General features: G+C 75.1%; 14 protein-coding genes and 1 pseudogene. 9 read left to right on the forward strand and 6 right to left on the reverse strand.

Annotated features, from left to right (window positions below; translation table 11 throughout):
* The 3 genes and pseudogenes from BI06_RS41365 to BI06_RS41375 all read right to left on the reverse strand — a co-directional run.
* Positions 1 to 1,297 (reverse strand): annotated as a pseudogene (locus BI06_RS41365) (hypothetical protein); the annotation flags it as partial.
* 105 nt (positions 1,298 to 1,402) lie between these two features.
* Positions 1,403 to 2,278: a hypothetical protein gene (locus tag BI06_RS41370; RefSeq protein ID WP_030396861.1), complete on the reverse strand. Its 876-nt coding sequence runs from the start codon at positions 2,276 to 2,278 to the stop codon at positions 1,403 to 1,405.
* Positions 2,279 to 2,394: 116 nt separating this feature from the next.
* On the reverse strand, positions 2,395 to 3,930 hold the full coding sequence (locus tag BI06_RS41375; RefSeq protein ID WP_051742954.1) for a hypothetical protein: 1,536 nt from the start codon (positions 3,928 to 3,930) through the stop codon (positions 2,395 to 2,397).
* 160 nt (positions 3,931 to 4,090) lie between these two features.
* Between BI06_RS41375 and BI06_RS41380 the strand changes: the two genes are divergently transcribed.
* The 5 genes from BI06_RS41380 to BI06_RS41400 all read left to right on the forward strand — a co-directional run bounded on the left by BI06_RS41380 (position 4,091) and on the right by BI06_RS41400 (position 8,174).
* Positions 4,091 to 4,864: an IPT/TIG domain-containing protein gene (locus BI06_RS41380; protein WP_043477271.1), complete on the forward strand. Its 774-nt coding sequence runs from the start codon at positions 4,091 to 4,093 to the stop codon at positions 4,862 to 4,864.
* Between the two features lie 217 nt (positions 4,865 to 5,081).
* On the forward strand, positions 5,082 to 5,684 hold the full coding sequence (locus BI06_RS41385) for a hypothetical protein (protein ID WP_063795139.1): 603 nt from the start codon (positions 5,082 to 5,084) through the stop codon (positions 5,682 to 5,684).
* A gap of 116 nt (positions 5,685 to 5,800) precedes the next feature.
* Positions 5,801 to 6,577 (forward strand): LamB/YcsF family protein, encoded by a 777-nt coding sequence (locus BI06_RS41390; RefSeq protein WP_233290518.1) that lies wholly within the window; start codon positions 5,801 to 5,803, stop codon positions 6,575 to 6,577.
* Entirely contained in the window at positions 6,574 to 7,269 is a 696-nt protein-coding gene (pxpB, locus tag BI06_RS41395; RefSeq protein ID WP_082559061.1) for a 5-oxoprolinase subunit PxpB, read from the forward strand. The genes BI06_RS41390 and pxpB overlap by 4 nt, the downstream gene beginning before the upstream one ends.
* Complete coding sequence (locus tag BI06_RS41400) at positions 7,266 to 8,174, forward strand: biotin-dependent carboxyltransferase family protein (RefSeq protein WP_082559062.1); 909 nt, start codon at positions 7,266 to 7,268, stop codon at positions 8,172 to 8,174. Before pxpB ends, BI06_RS41400 begins: the two co-directional genes overlap by 4 nt.
* Here the strand turns inward: BI06_RS41400 and BI06_RS41405 are convergent.
* Both BI06_RS41405 and BI06_RS41410 read right to left on the reverse strand, forming a co-directional pair.
* A complete protein-coding gene (locus BI06_RS41405) occupies positions 8,155 to 9,111 on the reverse strand; it encodes an aminoglycoside phosphotransferase family protein (RefSeq protein WP_043477274.1) in 957 nt (318 codons plus the stop codon). The two genes, BI06_RS41400 and BI06_RS41405, sit on opposite strands and share 20 nt — an antisense overlap.
* A 92-nt stretch (positions 9,112 to 9,203) precedes the next feature.
* The gene (locus BI06_RS41410) at positions 9,204 to 9,965 is read right to left on the reverse strand and encodes an alpha/beta fold hydrolase (RefSeq protein WP_030396869.1); all 762 of its coding nucleotides are present in this window, start codon (positions 9,963 to 9,965) and stop codon (positions 9,204 to 9,206) included.
* Positions 9,966 to 10,121: 156 nt separating this feature from the next.
* On the opposite strand from BI06_RS41410, the gene BI06_RS41415 reads away from it, so the two are divergent.
* Positions 10,122 to 10,655, forward strand: a complete 534-nt coding sequence (locus tag BI06_RS41415; RefSeq protein ID WP_030396870.1) for a PadR family transcriptional regulator — start codon at positions 10,122 to 10,124, stop codon at positions 10,653 to 10,655.
* 190 nt (positions 10,656 to 10,845) lie between these two features.
* On the opposite strand, the gene BI06_RS41420 is transcribed toward BI06_RS41415, so the two are convergent.
* On the reverse strand, positions 10,846 to 11,367 hold the full coding sequence (locus BI06_RS41420; RefSeq protein ID WP_043477277.1) for a DUF4396 domain-containing protein: 522 nt from the start codon (positions 11,365 to 11,367) through the stop codon (positions 10,846 to 10,848).
* 9 nt (positions 11,368 to 11,376) lie between these two features.
* On the opposite strand from BI06_RS41420, the gene BI06_RS51960 reads away from it, so the two are divergent.
* From BI06_RS51960 to BI06_RS41430, 3 genes are all read left to right on the forward strand, one after another.
* Positions 11,377 to 11,541 carry a hypothetical protein gene (locus BI06_RS51960; protein ID WP_158516531.1) on the forward strand — a complete coding sequence of 55 codons (165 nt, stop codon included), beginning with the start codon at positions 11,377 to 11,379 and terminating at the stop codon, positions 11,539 to 11,541.
* Positions 11,542 to 11,625: 84 nt separating this feature from the next.
* The gene (locus BI06_RS41425) at positions 11,626 to 12,321 is read left to right on the forward strand and encodes a bifunctional 2-polyprenyl-6-hydroxyphenol methylase/3-demethylubiquinol 3-O-methyltransferase UbiG (RefSeq protein WP_043477280.1); all 696 of its coding nucleotides are present in this window, start codon (positions 11,626 to 11,628) and stop codon (positions 12,319 to 12,321) included.
* Between the two features lie 333 nt (positions 12,322 to 12,654).
* Positions 12,655 to 13,500, forward strand: a complete 846-nt coding sequence (locus BI06_RS41430; protein WP_030396873.1) for an undecaprenyl-diphosphate phosphatase — start codon at positions 12,655 to 12,657, stop codon at positions 13,498 to 13,500.
* The last annotated feature ends 42 nt before the right edge of the window (positions 13,501 to 13,542 follow it).

The following is a 13,542-nucleotide window of genomic DNA, read 5'->3' on the forward strand; positions in this document are numbered from 1 at the left end:
GGGCGGCGTCGAGCTCGGCCTCGCGGATCGCGGCGGCGACCCTGGTCACCCGGTCGGCGGCGGCGCGGTGCCGCAGCACGGCCTCGGCGGCCTGCCAGGCGGAGTGCAGGGTACGGGCCTCGGTGAGTTCGCGGCGCAGCCCGGCGGCCTCCGCGGTGGCGGCGGCGAGGGCCAGGGTGGCGTGCCGGTGGGTGAGTTCGGCGGCGATCAGGGTGTGCCGGGTGCGGTCGGTCTCGGCGGCGGTGACGGCGCCCGCGGCGGCGGCGACCTCGATCGCGAGGTCCTCGGCCCGGTCGCGTTCGGCGGCGGCGCGCGAGGCGAGCGCGTGGGCGAGCCGGCGGGTGCGGCGTTCAGCGGTGCGGTGGGACTCGCGGACGCTCTCGCGGGCGGTGGTGGCCTCGCTGATGCGCTCCAGGAGGTCCAGCGAGCCGGCGGTGAAGTCGCGTTCGGCGGTGAGCTCGGAGCGCAGGCCGAGCTTGGCGGCGAAGCCGTGGACGAGGTCGGCGAGGCCGTCGGTGTCCCGGGTGTCGGTGACGGCGCGCAGCAGCAGGTCGGTGAAGTCCTTGTCCTGCTTGACCGCGAACAGGCCGGCCGCCTCGCCCTCGTCGGCGTTCATCTCGCGCTGGTAGCGGAAGAGTTCGGGGTCGAGGCCGAGTTCGCCGAGGTGTTCGGTCCAGCGGTCGTGGCCGTCCTCGAAGACCAGGTCGAGGTGCGGGTGGGCCTTGCCCGCCTCGGTGAGGGCGTCGCGGAAGCCCTTCATGGTGCGGCGGCGGCCGCGGGCCTTCTGGTCCCCGGCCAGGCTGATCCGCTCGGCGACCGGGAGGGAGTCGAGGGTGAGGCCGGGGCCGGGGCGGAAGGAGTACCAGGTCTCGGCGAACTTGCGCGGGTCGGAGGAGACCTGGCGGCCGCGCCACTCGCTGACCTTGCCGACCACGATCGGCTCGCCGGTGACGGTGTGCTGCCACTCCAGGGCGACGTGGCCGCAGTCGTCGGCGAGCAGGAACTTGCGGAGCACGCCGGAGCTGGCGCCGCCCAGGGTGTTGCGGTGGCCGGGGAGCATGACCGAGAAGATCAGCTTGAGCAGGACGGACTTGCCGCCGCCGTTCTCCAGGAAGAGCACGCCGGCCGGGGCGGGGCGGCGGACCGGGCCGTCGGTCTCCTCGCCGAACAGGCCGATCTGCTGGGGCGCCGGGTCGGAGACGGGCTCGCCGACACCGCGCAGGTCGAGCACCGTGTCGGCGTAGCGGGCGCCGGCCGGTCCGATCGAGTAGAGGCGGACCCGGTTGAGCTCGTACATGTGCGGCGGTTCTCCAGGAGGCGGGTGGATGGGTCGGCTGGGGCGGTCCGGTGGGGGCCGGGACGGGGGCTGGGGCTGGGGCTGGGTGGGGCTGTGGCGCGGGGGCTAGAGCGAGTGGAACGGCAGTCCGGCGTCGGCGACCAGGTCGTCCCCGGTGTCCGGGGGCAGCAGGGAGGCGCTGCCGTCGGACACCGGCACGATGCCGAGGTCCAGCAGTTCGGCCATGGCGGCGCCGCCGGCCAGGTCGCGGACCTGGAGCTGGTAGCGGGCGGTGGTGCGGTAGGTGCCGCCGGCGTCGTCGGAGACCTTCTGCAGGAAGCCCGAGTCGACCAGGAACAGCACGGCCTTGGCGACGATGCCGATGGTGGAGCCGGAGAGCCGGCGGGCGTCCTTGGTGGCGCCGGTGGCGGTGCGCCGGGCCCAGACCCGCCAGGCGGCCTCCAGGCCGGGGGCGTCGCTCTGCGGGTCGGTGTTGTCGCCGTCGGCGGCGGCCTGCTCCTCCAGGCGGCGGCAGGCCTGGCGGACGAAGGCGTCGACGCCGTTGACGGTGATCCGGCCGAGGTAGCCGTCGTCGGAGAGGTCCTCGGGGCGGGGGAAGGCCATCGCGGCGACGGCCAGGTGGGCCAGGCCGTGGAGGAAGCGGTCGGTGGACTCGGAGGCGGCGCGGCGCGAGTAGTCGCCCATCCGGACGGCGAAGACGGAGTCCTCGGCGGCGGCGACGGCCATGCCGGCGCGCGGGGAGACCTCCAGGACGACCAGGCCCATGCCGGTGGCGACGGCGTCGGCGAGGCGGGCGAACGGCGGGTCCTCGCGGTGGCGGCGGACGAGTTCGGCGTACTCGGTGTCGCGGGCGGGGAGCAGCTTGGCCTGGAGGCCGAAGGACACCAGGCGGGCGGCGTCCGCGACGTCGGCCGGGGTGATCGGCGCGGGGGCGGCCGGTTCGGTCTCGGGCGCCCAGGACGTGTCGTGGTGGGTCGTCACGGGCGGTGCTCCTCGGGGGCGTTGCGGTGGTTCACGGGCGGGTGGTTCACGGGCGGGTGGTTCACGGGCGGGTCGTTCGGAAGTGCTTCACGGCGGGATGCGGGGGTGGCCGGCGGTCAGCCGGCGTCCTTGCGGTCGGCGGCCATCCCGGCCGCGTCGAGCAGGGCGCTGCCGACGACGAGGTCGGCGCCGCCGAACTCCGGGTCGTGCAGCGGGGTGCCGTCGTCGACCGCGAAGAGCAGCCGCTCCTCGCCCTGCCGGTAGGCGGTGCCGACCGGCGGGCTGGCCGCGTGCACGGCCAGCAGGGCGACCAGGTAGGGGAGCTCCGGGTCCTGTTCGCGGGCCTCGGCGAGCAGGCCGGAGAGCCGGCGGGGCGCGTCGGCGGGCAGGTCGAGCAGGACGAGCGCGGCCTCCAGCTGGGCCTCGGAGAACCGGCTGTCGTCCGGGGTGGCGACGAGGTCCGGGTCGGGCAGCTCGGCGCCGAGGTGCTCGCGCTCGACGGGCGGGGTGAGCAGCAGGTCGACCAGGTCCGCGACGCGCACCGAGGCGGGGGTGCGCAGACCGGTGCCGCGGGCGAAGAACGCGCCGGTGGGGCGGACGGCCTGCGCTATCGGCAGCCGGAGCACCGGGGCGAGCAGCTGGCCGTAGAGGTCGATGCCGCTGCGGGCGCCGGGGGTGGCGAAGGCCTGCCGGTCCTGCTCGGCGCGGAACAGCGGGCCCGCCTCCAGCAGCCTGGTCTGCAGCTGGGTGTGGCGGCGGATGCAGTCCTTGACGATGTCGACCAGCTCGGCGGCGCGGCGCTTGTGCTCCGGGTCCTCGGCCTCGTCGCGGGCCTTGCGGATGTTGGTGAGAATCGCGTTCTCGTGCCGGTAGCGGTCGGCGATGTGGTCGAGCGCCTCGTCGATGAGGTCCGGGATCGCCTGCATCCAGTCGACGGCGCGGACGTTGCGGCGGGTGGCCTCCAGGGCGCGGCGCAGCGTCTCGGCGTACTGGACGGTGCGGTAGCGGGCCTGCTCGGCGGCGAGCTGGGCGTCGGCCAGGCGGCCGCGCCGGATCAGCACCTCCAGCTTGACCTCGGCGGCGATCTGGGCGGAGGTGACGTCGGTGTCCAGCGCGCCGACCAGGACGTTGACCGCCTCGTCGGTGGTGCGCAGGTAGACACCGCCGTCGGGGCCCGGGACCTCCTCGATCAGCTTGAAGTCGTAGTCGCGGCGGACGTACTCGCCGTCGGCGCCGAAGGTGCCGTAGACGGCGCGGAAGCCGCGGTCGACGCTGCCGACGTTGATCAGGGACTCCAGCACCCAGCGGCCGACCCGCTGGTGCTCGGCGGCGGGGCGGCCGGGCGCCTGGGCGGCGACCCGGGGCAGCAGCCGGGCCAGCACTATCTCCCGGTCGGCGCCGGTGTCGAAGTCCATGTTGAGGGTGACGAGGTCGATCGCGGCGAGCCCGACCTCGGCCATCGCGTAGCCGCCGTACTCGCCGGCCAGCATCACCTTGCGGCTGTCCAGGTCGTGCAGGGGCGCGGTGCAGGCCAGCGCCTTGAGCCGGCGCGCCAGGCCCTCGTCGGCGGCGGGGCCGGGCGCGGGCCGCGCGGCGGCGACGGCGGGCCCGGCGGGCGGCCGGGGGCCGTGCTCGGTGGGCTGGTCGGCGATGACGGTCACGGTGGACAAGAGTAGAGGCAGGCCCCGACATCGACCGAAACGGACCTTCCGGACAGGCCCGCGGACGGGGCGCCTCCGGGCCGTCCCCGGTTAGAACTCGCTTTCGAGAAAAGCCTCCCGATGATCCCCGGGCTCGGCCATGATGCTTCGTATGATCACCAGACTGGTTCGAGGCGGCCTCGCCGCCGTACTGGCCGTGACCACGCTCACCGTCGCCACCGCCGCCGTCGCCACCGCCGCGCCCACCGCCGTCGCGACCGCCGTGAGCGGCCCGAACGTCACCGTGACGCAGGCCGGCAACTACCCGATGTTCCCGGTCGACAACACCAGCTTCAGCGTGACCTGGAAGTCCACCGGCACCGCCGACGTCACCGGGGTGACCCGGCTGACCGTCGACCTGCCGCCGGGGCTCACCACCAACGGCGCGCTGATGTACTCCACCCCGTACGACTACACCTTCACCCAGACCGTCTCCCCCGACGGCCGCCGGCTGGAGGCCGTGTTCACCGGCACCCGGGCGCCCGGGCGCAGCGACTTCATGAAGGTCCAGGTCAGCTCGCACGGCACCCGGCCGTCCGGGGTGATCACCGTCACGGCGGCGAACAAGGACGACGCCGACCCGTCCGACAACGTCTCCCGCTACCTGCTGGGCAGCGGGCCCCAGGCGCCGGTGACCCCGGCCGCGCCGGCCGTCACCGCGCTCGCGCCGAGCACCGGCCCGGGCGCCGGCGGCACCGCGGTGACGATCACCGGCACCGGTCTGACCAACGGCTTCGCGCTGTTCGGGAACACCCCGGCGACCGGCAGCTGCACCGACACCGCGTGCGTGGTCACCGCCCCGGCCGGCTCGGGCACCGTCCCGGTCACCCTGGTCACCCCGGGCGGCTCCGTCGCGACGCCGACGGGCTTCACCTACACGCCCTGACCCCGGTTCCTCCGAGCCTCCACTCGGGCCCGGTACCCGCCCCGGGTACCGGGCCCGAGTGCGTCCGGCCACCCCCGGAGCGCCTCCGGGGCGCCTTCGGGGCACCTCCGGGACGCCTTTGCCAGGGCGAGTTGAACGCGTTCAATTCGGAGGTCTAGAGTCGCTCCCGTGCAGGCGGGAGCAGCCCGACCTGCCTCCTCGTCATGGGTGGACGCAGATGAACGACGCGACCGACAACGACCGGACGACCCTGCGAAGGGTGCGGCGCCTGCTCTGGGTCTTCGTGGTGTGCCTGGTCCTGAGCGGACTGACGGCCTTCCCGCTGGAGGCCGAGACCCGCTGGCTCGCCGACCTGGCCGCCGGTCCCGGCGCCCCGGTGACCGAGCGCTTCCCGGCCCTGCTGGAGTGGATCCTCCGGGTCCGGGACGGCATCGCCGAGACCAACGACCGCTACCCCTTCCTCGCCTACGGCACCGACTGGCTCGCCTTCGCCCACCTGGTGATCGCGGCGGCGTTCGCGGGACCGCTCAAGGACCCGGTGCGCAACGTCTGGGTGATCCGCTGGGCCGTACTGGCCTGTGCCGGGATCATCCCGCTCGCGCTGATCTGCGGGCCGCTCCGGGGCATTCCGCTGTACTGGCGCTTCATCGACATGTCGTTCGGGGTGGTGGGCGTCGTCCCGCTGCTGATCGTGCTGCGGGCGCTGCGGCCGCTGGTCGAACGGGCCGAGCTCGCCGCGCGGGTGGCCCGGCTCCCCGAAGGGCCGCGGCCGACCGACCCCACCGGGCCCGGGCACGGAACGGCCCCGGCGGCGGGCTGACCGCCGCGGGGGGCGGGCCGGGCGTTGCCGGAGGGCCGACCGACCGTCACCGGGGGCGGGCCGACCGGGCGCAGGCCCTACCATCTGCCTCAACAGCTGCTGGGAGGCGGACGGGCGTGACCGATGCGGTGATCGATCTCAATGCGGACCTCGGAGAGGGGTTCGGACGCTGGACGCTGACCGACGACGAGGCCCTGCTCTCCGTCGTCACCAGCGCCAACGTCGCCTGCGGCTTCCACGCCGGAGACCCGTCCACCATGCGCCGGGTCTGCTCACTGGCCGCCGAACGCGGGGTCAGGATCGGCGCCCAGGTCTCCTACCGGGACCTCGCCGGCTTCGGCCGCCGGGCCATGGACGTGCCGCCCGAGGAACTGGCCGACGAGATCGCCTACCAGATCGGCGCCCTCCAGGTCTTCGCCCGCGCCGCCGGCTCCCGGGTCTCCTACGTCAAGCCGCACGGCGCCCTCTACAACCGGGTGGTCGCCGACTCCGAGCAGGCCGAGGCCGTCGTGGCCGGGATCCTGCGGGCCGGGGCGGTCTGCGACGGACCGCTGCCGGTACTGGGCCTGCCCGGCTCCCGGCTGCTGGCGGTCGCCGAGGACGTCGGGCTGCCGGTGGTCACCGAGGCGTTCGCCGACCGCGCCTACACCTGGGCCGGCACCCTCGTCCCGCGCCGCGAACCGGACGCCGTGGTGCACGACCCCGGGACCGTCATCACCCGCGCGGTCGGCATCGCCCGCGACGGCGCGGTGGACGCGGTCGGCGGCGAACGGATCGCCGTCGCGGCACGCTCGCTCTGCGTCCACGGCGACACCCCCGGCGCGGCCCAGCTCGCCTGGCGGATCCGGGGCGCGCTCGCCTCGGCGGGGGTCCGGGTGGAGGCCTTCGCATGACGGCGGGCGGCGCGGCCGGGGGCACCGACGACCGGGCCGGCGACCCGGCCGGCGAGGGCCCCGGTCCGGTGCTGCGCCCCGTCGGCGAGCGCGCGCTGCTGGTCGAGCTGCCCGACGCCGCCGAGGTCACCGCCCTCTACGGCTGGCTGCGCGAACGGCAGTCGACCGGCGAGCTGCCGCCGGTCGAGGAGATCGTGCCCGCCGCGCACACCGTCCTGCTGGACGGCGTGGCCGACGTCCCCGCACTCGCCCGGCTGCTGCGCACCGCCCGCCCGGACCGGGCGGCCACCGCCGCCGGCCCACTGGTCGAGGTGCCCACCGTCTACGACGGCGCCGACCTCGCCGAGGTCGCCGCGCGGTGGGGCGTGCCGCCCGAGGAGGCCGTCCGGATCCACACCGCGCCCGAGTACGTGGTGGCGTTCTGCGGCTTCGCCCCCGGCTTCGGCTACCTCACCGGCCTGCCGGCGCGGTACGAGGTGCCGCGCCGGGCCACCCCGCGCAGCGCCGTCCCGGCCGGCTCGGTCGCCCTGGCCGGGCCCTACACCGGTGTCTACCCGCGCTCCTCCCCCGGCGGCTGGCAGTTGCTGGGCCGCACCGCCCTCCCGCTGTGGGACACCGCCCGCACCCCGGCCGCGCTCCTCGCCCCGGGCACCCGGGTGCGTTTCACCCCGGTCCGGGCGGGCTCCCGATGACGGCCGGGGTGGACGCGGCGGACGGGGTGGACGGGGTGGCTGGGGTGGACGGGCTGGTGGTGGTGCGCCCCGGTCCGCTGACCACGGTGCAGGACCTCGGGCGGCGCGGCGTCGCCCACCTCGGCGTGCCGAGGGCCGGGGCGGTGGACGAACCCGCGCTGCGGGCGGCCAACCGCCTGCTCGGGAACGAACCCGGGGCCGCCGCCCTGGAGACCACCCTGGGCGGCGTCGCGCTGCGGGCCCTGCGGCCGTTGCTGGTCGCGGTGACCGGGGCTCCCTGCCCGGTCCGGGTGGACGGACGGCCCGCCGCCTGGGGCGCCCCGGTCCCGGTACCCGCCGGGTCGGTGCTCGACGTCGGCGCCGCGACCGCCGGGGTGCGCGCCTACCTGGCCGTCGCGGGCGGGATCGCCGTCCCGCCGGTGCTCGGCAGCCGCTCGGCCGACCTGCTCTCCGGGCTCGGCCCGGCCCCGCTGTCCGCCGGCGACCGCCTGCAGGTGGGCCCCCGGCCGCCCCGCCGGGCGACGCCGGAACTGGTCCCGCTGCCCGCTCCCCCGGTCGAACTGGTGCTGCGGCTGCGGCCCGGCCCCCGGGCGGACTGGTTCGCCCCGGACGCCCTGGCCCGGCTCGCCCGCGACACCTACCGGGTCTCCCCGGCCGCCAACCGGATCGCGCTGCGCACCGAGGGCCCGCCGCTGGTCCGCGCCCGGGACGGCGAACTCCCCAGCGAGGGCATGGTGCTGGGCGCCGTACAGGTCCCGCCGGACGGACTGCCGGTGGTCTTCCTGGCCGACCATCCGACGACCGGCGGCTACCCCGTCGTCGGCGTGGTGCCCGTCGCCGACCTCGCGGCCGCCGCGCAGGCCCGCCCGGGCACCCCGCTGCGCTTCACCGTCCTGCCCGGGTGATCCCCGGACCGCCCCGGCTTCCCGACAGCGCCTCCGCGATCGTCCGCTGCGTCCCGTCGATCGCCGACCCGCCGTCCGCGACGTCCCAGAGGACGTTCTGCAGGACGCGGGCGAGGGTCCAGCGGACGGCGCGGGGGCGGTCCAGCGCGAGGCGCTCGGTCAGCAGGTCGAAGCGCAGCCGCAGGGCGCGCGGCAGGTCGCCGGTGGCGGCGAGGTCGGACCAGCGGTTCCCCAGGGCCGGGAGGAGTTCGAAGCACGGGTCGCCGGCCAGGGGCTTGGGGTCGATGGCGAGCCAGGGCGCTCGGGCGTCGGGGGCCGGCGGGGCGAGCACGTTGCCGTAGTGCAGGTCCCAGTGGAGCAGGCGGTCCCCCGGCTCGGGCCGGACCTCGCGCAGGGCCGCCGCCAGATCCGCCAGCAGTCGGCGGTCGTCCTCCCCCTCCAGTCGCTCGCGCGCGGCCGGGACCTCCGCCAGCATGCCGTCCGCGATCCCGGCCAGGGACCGCAGGCCGGGCGGCGCCTGACGCTCCGTCAGTTCGGCCAGCAGGTCGGCGAGGACGCGAGTGGCCGCCGCGTCGTCGGGGAGGGCGAGCAGGGAGCGGGCCGGGTCGAGGCGCTCCAGCAGCATCGATCCGCTGTCCGGGTCGAGGTCGAGCAGCCGGACGGCGCCCCGGCCGTTCCAGGCCCGCAGGGCGAGCGGCTCGCCCACCGTCTCCTCGTCCACCCGCTGGAGCTTGAGCACGGCGCGGGAACCGTCGGCCCGCCGGACGGGCAGGACCAGGGCGACCACGCCGTGCGCGGGCGGGCCGTCGAGGCGCAGCCCCCAGCGGTCCGCCGTGGCCGCCGCGAGCGCGGGCAGCCCGTCGGCCCAGGCGCGACCGTCGGCGCCGTGCCACTCGACGAGGGAGGCGACCAGCGCCTCGGGGACCTGGATCGGCACGACAGGACCACTCCTCGCGAGAGTCGGACAGCGGGCAGACGGACAGCGGGCAGACGGGCAGACGGGCAGACGGGCAGACGGGCAGAACGACGCTACGCCAGCGCGGCGGCGGTGGCCTCGGCGAAGCCGTCCGGGTTGTCGATCATGATGTTGTGCCCGCAGTCCGGCACCGCCACCAGCGTCACTCCCGACTCCCGGAGCAGCTCCGCACCGGCCGGCTCGCCGTCGACTTCGGGATAAAGGAAGGTGCGCGGCACGTCCAGGCCCCGCAGCTGCTCGCGCAGGCTCGGAACGGTCCCCCGGCAGCGATGGACGGCGGTGCGGTGCAGCGCCTCGGGCCCGGCGAGCCGCATGGTGGCCCACCAGAACGGGCCGGCCCACCGCTCCACTTGCTGCCACCCGCCGGCCAGGTACTCCTGCTCGGCAAAGGAGGCGATCCCGCTGCCGCCCGGGGTCCGGGCCGGGGTGACCGGGTCGAGGACGGAGTCGACCAGGACCAGCCGGTCGACCAGCCCGGGGTGCCGGTGGGCGAGCAGGATGGCGACCGCGCCGCCCAGGCTGTGGCCGATCACCTCGACCCGCTCCGCTCCCGCTGCCCGGACGGCCGCCGCGACGGCGTCGGCGTGCGCCTCCAGGGTGTAGGAGAAGTCGGTCGGACGGTCGCTGATGCCGAAGCCGAGCAGGTCGAGCAGCAGCGCGCGGTGGCCGGTGAGCAGCGGGTGGGCGGCGGCCGCGGCGTAGTAGACGGGCGAACTGGAGCCGAGGCCGTGCAGATAGAGGCGGACGGGCTCCTTGCCGGGGATCTCCACCCAGCGGATCCGGTCGCCGTTCGGGGTGACGGTGGCATCGCGCACGGTCGTGCTCCTTTTTGCTGTCGACAGGGGGACCCGGGCAGGCGTCCACGGGGACCGCCGCCTCCCGGCTCTTCCCCGGGGCGGCGGAGCGACCATACCTCGGAGTCGAGGTATAGCAACACCGATATATCTCGTCCCGTCTGGCAGAGTGGGCCCATGCTGAAGCTCGCGATCCTCGGGTTCCTCCACGACCGGCCCCTGCACGGCTACGAACTGCGCCGCCACCTCGCCGCGCTCACCGGCCACGTGCGTCCGATCAGCGACGGCACGCTCTACCCGGCGATCAAGCGCCTGGAGAGCGACGGGCTCCTCGTCCGCTCGACCGAACCCGGCGCGGCGGCCGCCCCCCGGCACACCCTGCGGCTCACCGACGCCGGCCGGGCCACCCTGCTGGACCGGCTGCGCACCCCGGACGACCTGGACGTCAGCGACGAGAACCGCTGGTTCACCGTGCTCGCCTTCCTCCGGCACCTCGACGGCGAGCCGGCCGCGCAGGCGGCCGTGCTCCGGCGCCGCCTCGCCTTCCTCGACGAACCGGCCAGCTTCTTCTACGAGGGGGACCGGCCGGTCGGCGCCGAGGAGGCCACCGACCCGTTCCGCCGGGGGATGCTGCTGATCGCCCGCGCGACCACCGCCGCCGAGCGGGACTGGCTGCGCACCACCCTCGCGGAGCTCGACCGCTCGGTCTGAGCGGGAGCCGGAGCCCGGACCGATCACCCGGCCCCCGACCCCGGCCCCGACCCCGACCCCGGCCCCGGTCCCGGTCCCGGCACGCGAAAACGCCGCGGCCCGCGCCGACCCCCTGCGGAGGGGTCGGTGCGGGCCGCGGCGTCCGGTGCGGCGGGCAGCGCCGGTGGACCGGTCGGTGCCGGTGGAGCGATCAGTGCTGGTGGTAGGCGTGGACCACGGCGTGGCCGCGCCCCTTGCCGATCATCCACTTGTTGACCGGAACGGTCAGGACGAAGGCCAGGACCAGCGAACCGGCCAGCGCGAACCAGAACAGGATGTCGCCGAGACCCGCGTCCATGGCACCGGGCACGGTCACCATCACGCTGTTGTCGATGATCTCCATGACGATGATCGAGACGGTGTCGGCGGCCAGCGCGACCTTCACCGCGGTGCGGACGTCCAGACCCGCCTTGAGCACGCCGCGCATGGTCAGCGCGTAGCCGAAGACGAAGGCCAGCAGGACCGAGAGCACCACGGTGCCGCCGTTGTGCAGGCCGAAGGCGGTGCCGAGCACCATGCCGAGGATCTCGCCGATGGCGCAGCCGGTGAGGCAGTGCAGCGTCGCCTGCGCGGCGGCCGCCCAGGTCACGCCCCCGCCGCCGTGCCCGTGCTGCGCGTGGTGGGCGTGCCCCGCGTGGTCGGCCCGGTGTTGTCGGTGCTGTTCGTGGTCCATGTCCTGCCCATGGTCCTCGCGCCCCTGGTGGCCCGCATCGTGCCCGGGGTGTCCCTGATGGTCGCGGTGGTCGTGGTGGTCGTGACCGCTGTGCTGCCGCTCGTGCTGGGCGGGGTGCGCCATGTCGTCCTCCAGGTACTCGTTCCTTCGCCGTGCTGCCCGGCTCGTCGATGACTGTATACCCCCCAGGGGTATCTGCCAAGCCTCGTTCGCCCCGCGTTCTTCCCACCGCGCGCCGACCGTGCTCGGATGGTTCGCATGACCGACGAACGACGCGAGGGATACGACGGCACCGGCCCCGGGGCGATCACCCCGGACGGATGCGCGGTCGAGATGTACGAACGGCTGCCGGTCCGCGACGAGGTCGAGGTGATCGCCGGCGCCGTGCCGCCCGGCGCGAGCCTGCTGGAGCTCGGCTGCGGTGTCGGCCGGATGACCCACCCGCTGGTGGCGCAGGGCTTCCGGGTGACGGCCGTGGACGAGTCGGCGCCGATGCTGGCGCGGATCCGCGGGGCCCGCACGGCGCTCTCCCCGATCGAACGGCTGGACCTCGGCGAGCGCTTCGACGTCGTCCTGCTGGCCTCCTTCCTGGTGCACGCCGGCAGCCTCGCCGTCCGCCGGGGCCTGCTGGAGACCTGCCGCCGGCACGTGGCCCCGGACGGCTGCGTGCTCGTCCAGCGCGAGGGCGAGGACTGGCAGACGAACGTCCCGCGCGAGCGGGCGCTCGGGGAGAACGGCCTGGTCAGGGTGGAATCGGCGACACCCGTCGGGGACGGGGTGAACCGGATCCACGTGGTGTACGAGTTCCCGGACGCCCGGTGGACCCAGACCTTCCCGTCCCGCCCGATGGACCGGGCCGAGTTCGAACGCGCGCTGGCCGAGGCCGGGCTGACCGTCGACACCTATCTGACCGAGGACCGGACCTGGGCGCGGGCCCGACCGACGGCCGACTGAGCCGCACCCGGGCGGCATCGGAACAACGCCCGGGCCCGCACCCGGGCGGTACCCGGGCAGCATCCGGGCGAAAGGGGAGGAAGCGGGGAGGAACCGTGTGCCGGACGGTGCGCCGGAGGTGGGGCGGGCGAAAAGCTGTCACCTGAACGGCGTAGCATCAGGCGGACGCCGGGCCCGCGCGCGGCCCGAGCGCCGGGCGGGACCGGTCGTTCGCCTGCCATCGGACCGCGCCACTGGACCGCGCCGACCGGTTCGCAGGGCCGTTCCCGCACCGACCAACAAGGAACGCTTCATGCGCATCGACCGACGGATACCCCGGGCGGGTGTCCGGTGATCGACTGGTTCCACGGGGCCGTCCTCGGCCTGATCCAGGGGCTCACCGAGTTCCTCCCGATCTCCTCCAGCGCCCACCTCCGGGTCTTCCCCGCCCTGTTCGGCTGGCAGGACCCGGGAGCGGCGTTCACCGCGGTGACGCAGCTCGGCACCGAGACCGCCGTGCTGATCTACTTCCGCCGCGACATCGCCGCGATCATCAAGACCTGGACGCTCTCGCTGTTCCGGCCCGCGCTGCGCTCGCACCAGGACGCGCGGATGGGCTGGTTCGTGATCATGGGCACGCTGCCGATCGGCATCCTGGGCAAGCTGTTCCAGGACACCATCGAGCAGGACCTGCGCGATCTGCGGATCATCGGCAGCACGCTGATCCTGTTCGGCGTGGTGCTCGCGATCGCCGACCGCACCCGGGCGGTCCGGCACGCCAAGCCGATCTCCGACCTGACCCTGCCGCACGCGGCGACGTACGGCATGGCCCAGGCGCTCGCCCTGATCCCCGGCGTCTCCCGCTCCGGCGGCACGATCAGCGCCGGTCTGCTGCTCGGCTACAGCCGCGAGGCGGCGGCCCGGTACTCGTTCCTGCTGGCGATCCCGGCCGTGCTGGCCTCCGGCCTGCTGGAGCTGTTCAAGATCGGCGAGGGCCCGGCGCCGGCCTGGGGGCCGACCATCCTGGCCACCGGGATCGCCTTCGTGGTCGGATACGCGGCGATCGCCTGGTTCCTGAAGTACATCTCGAACAACAGCTTCATGCCCTTCGTGATCTACCGGATCGCGCTCGGCATCCTGATCATCGTCCTGGTGTCCGTGGGCACCCTGGCGCCCGACGCCGGCGTGGTCGTGAAGTAGAACCGCGTTCCATTCCACTCTCCCGGACCCCGGGAACGACGG

The sequence above is a fragment of the Kitasatospora sp. MBT66 genome, assembly GCF_000710405.2.
In the GTDB taxonomy this organism is placed as follows: domain Bacteria; phylum Actinomycetota; class Actinomycetes; order Streptomycetales; family Streptomycetaceae; genus Kitasatospora; species Kitasatospora purpeofusca.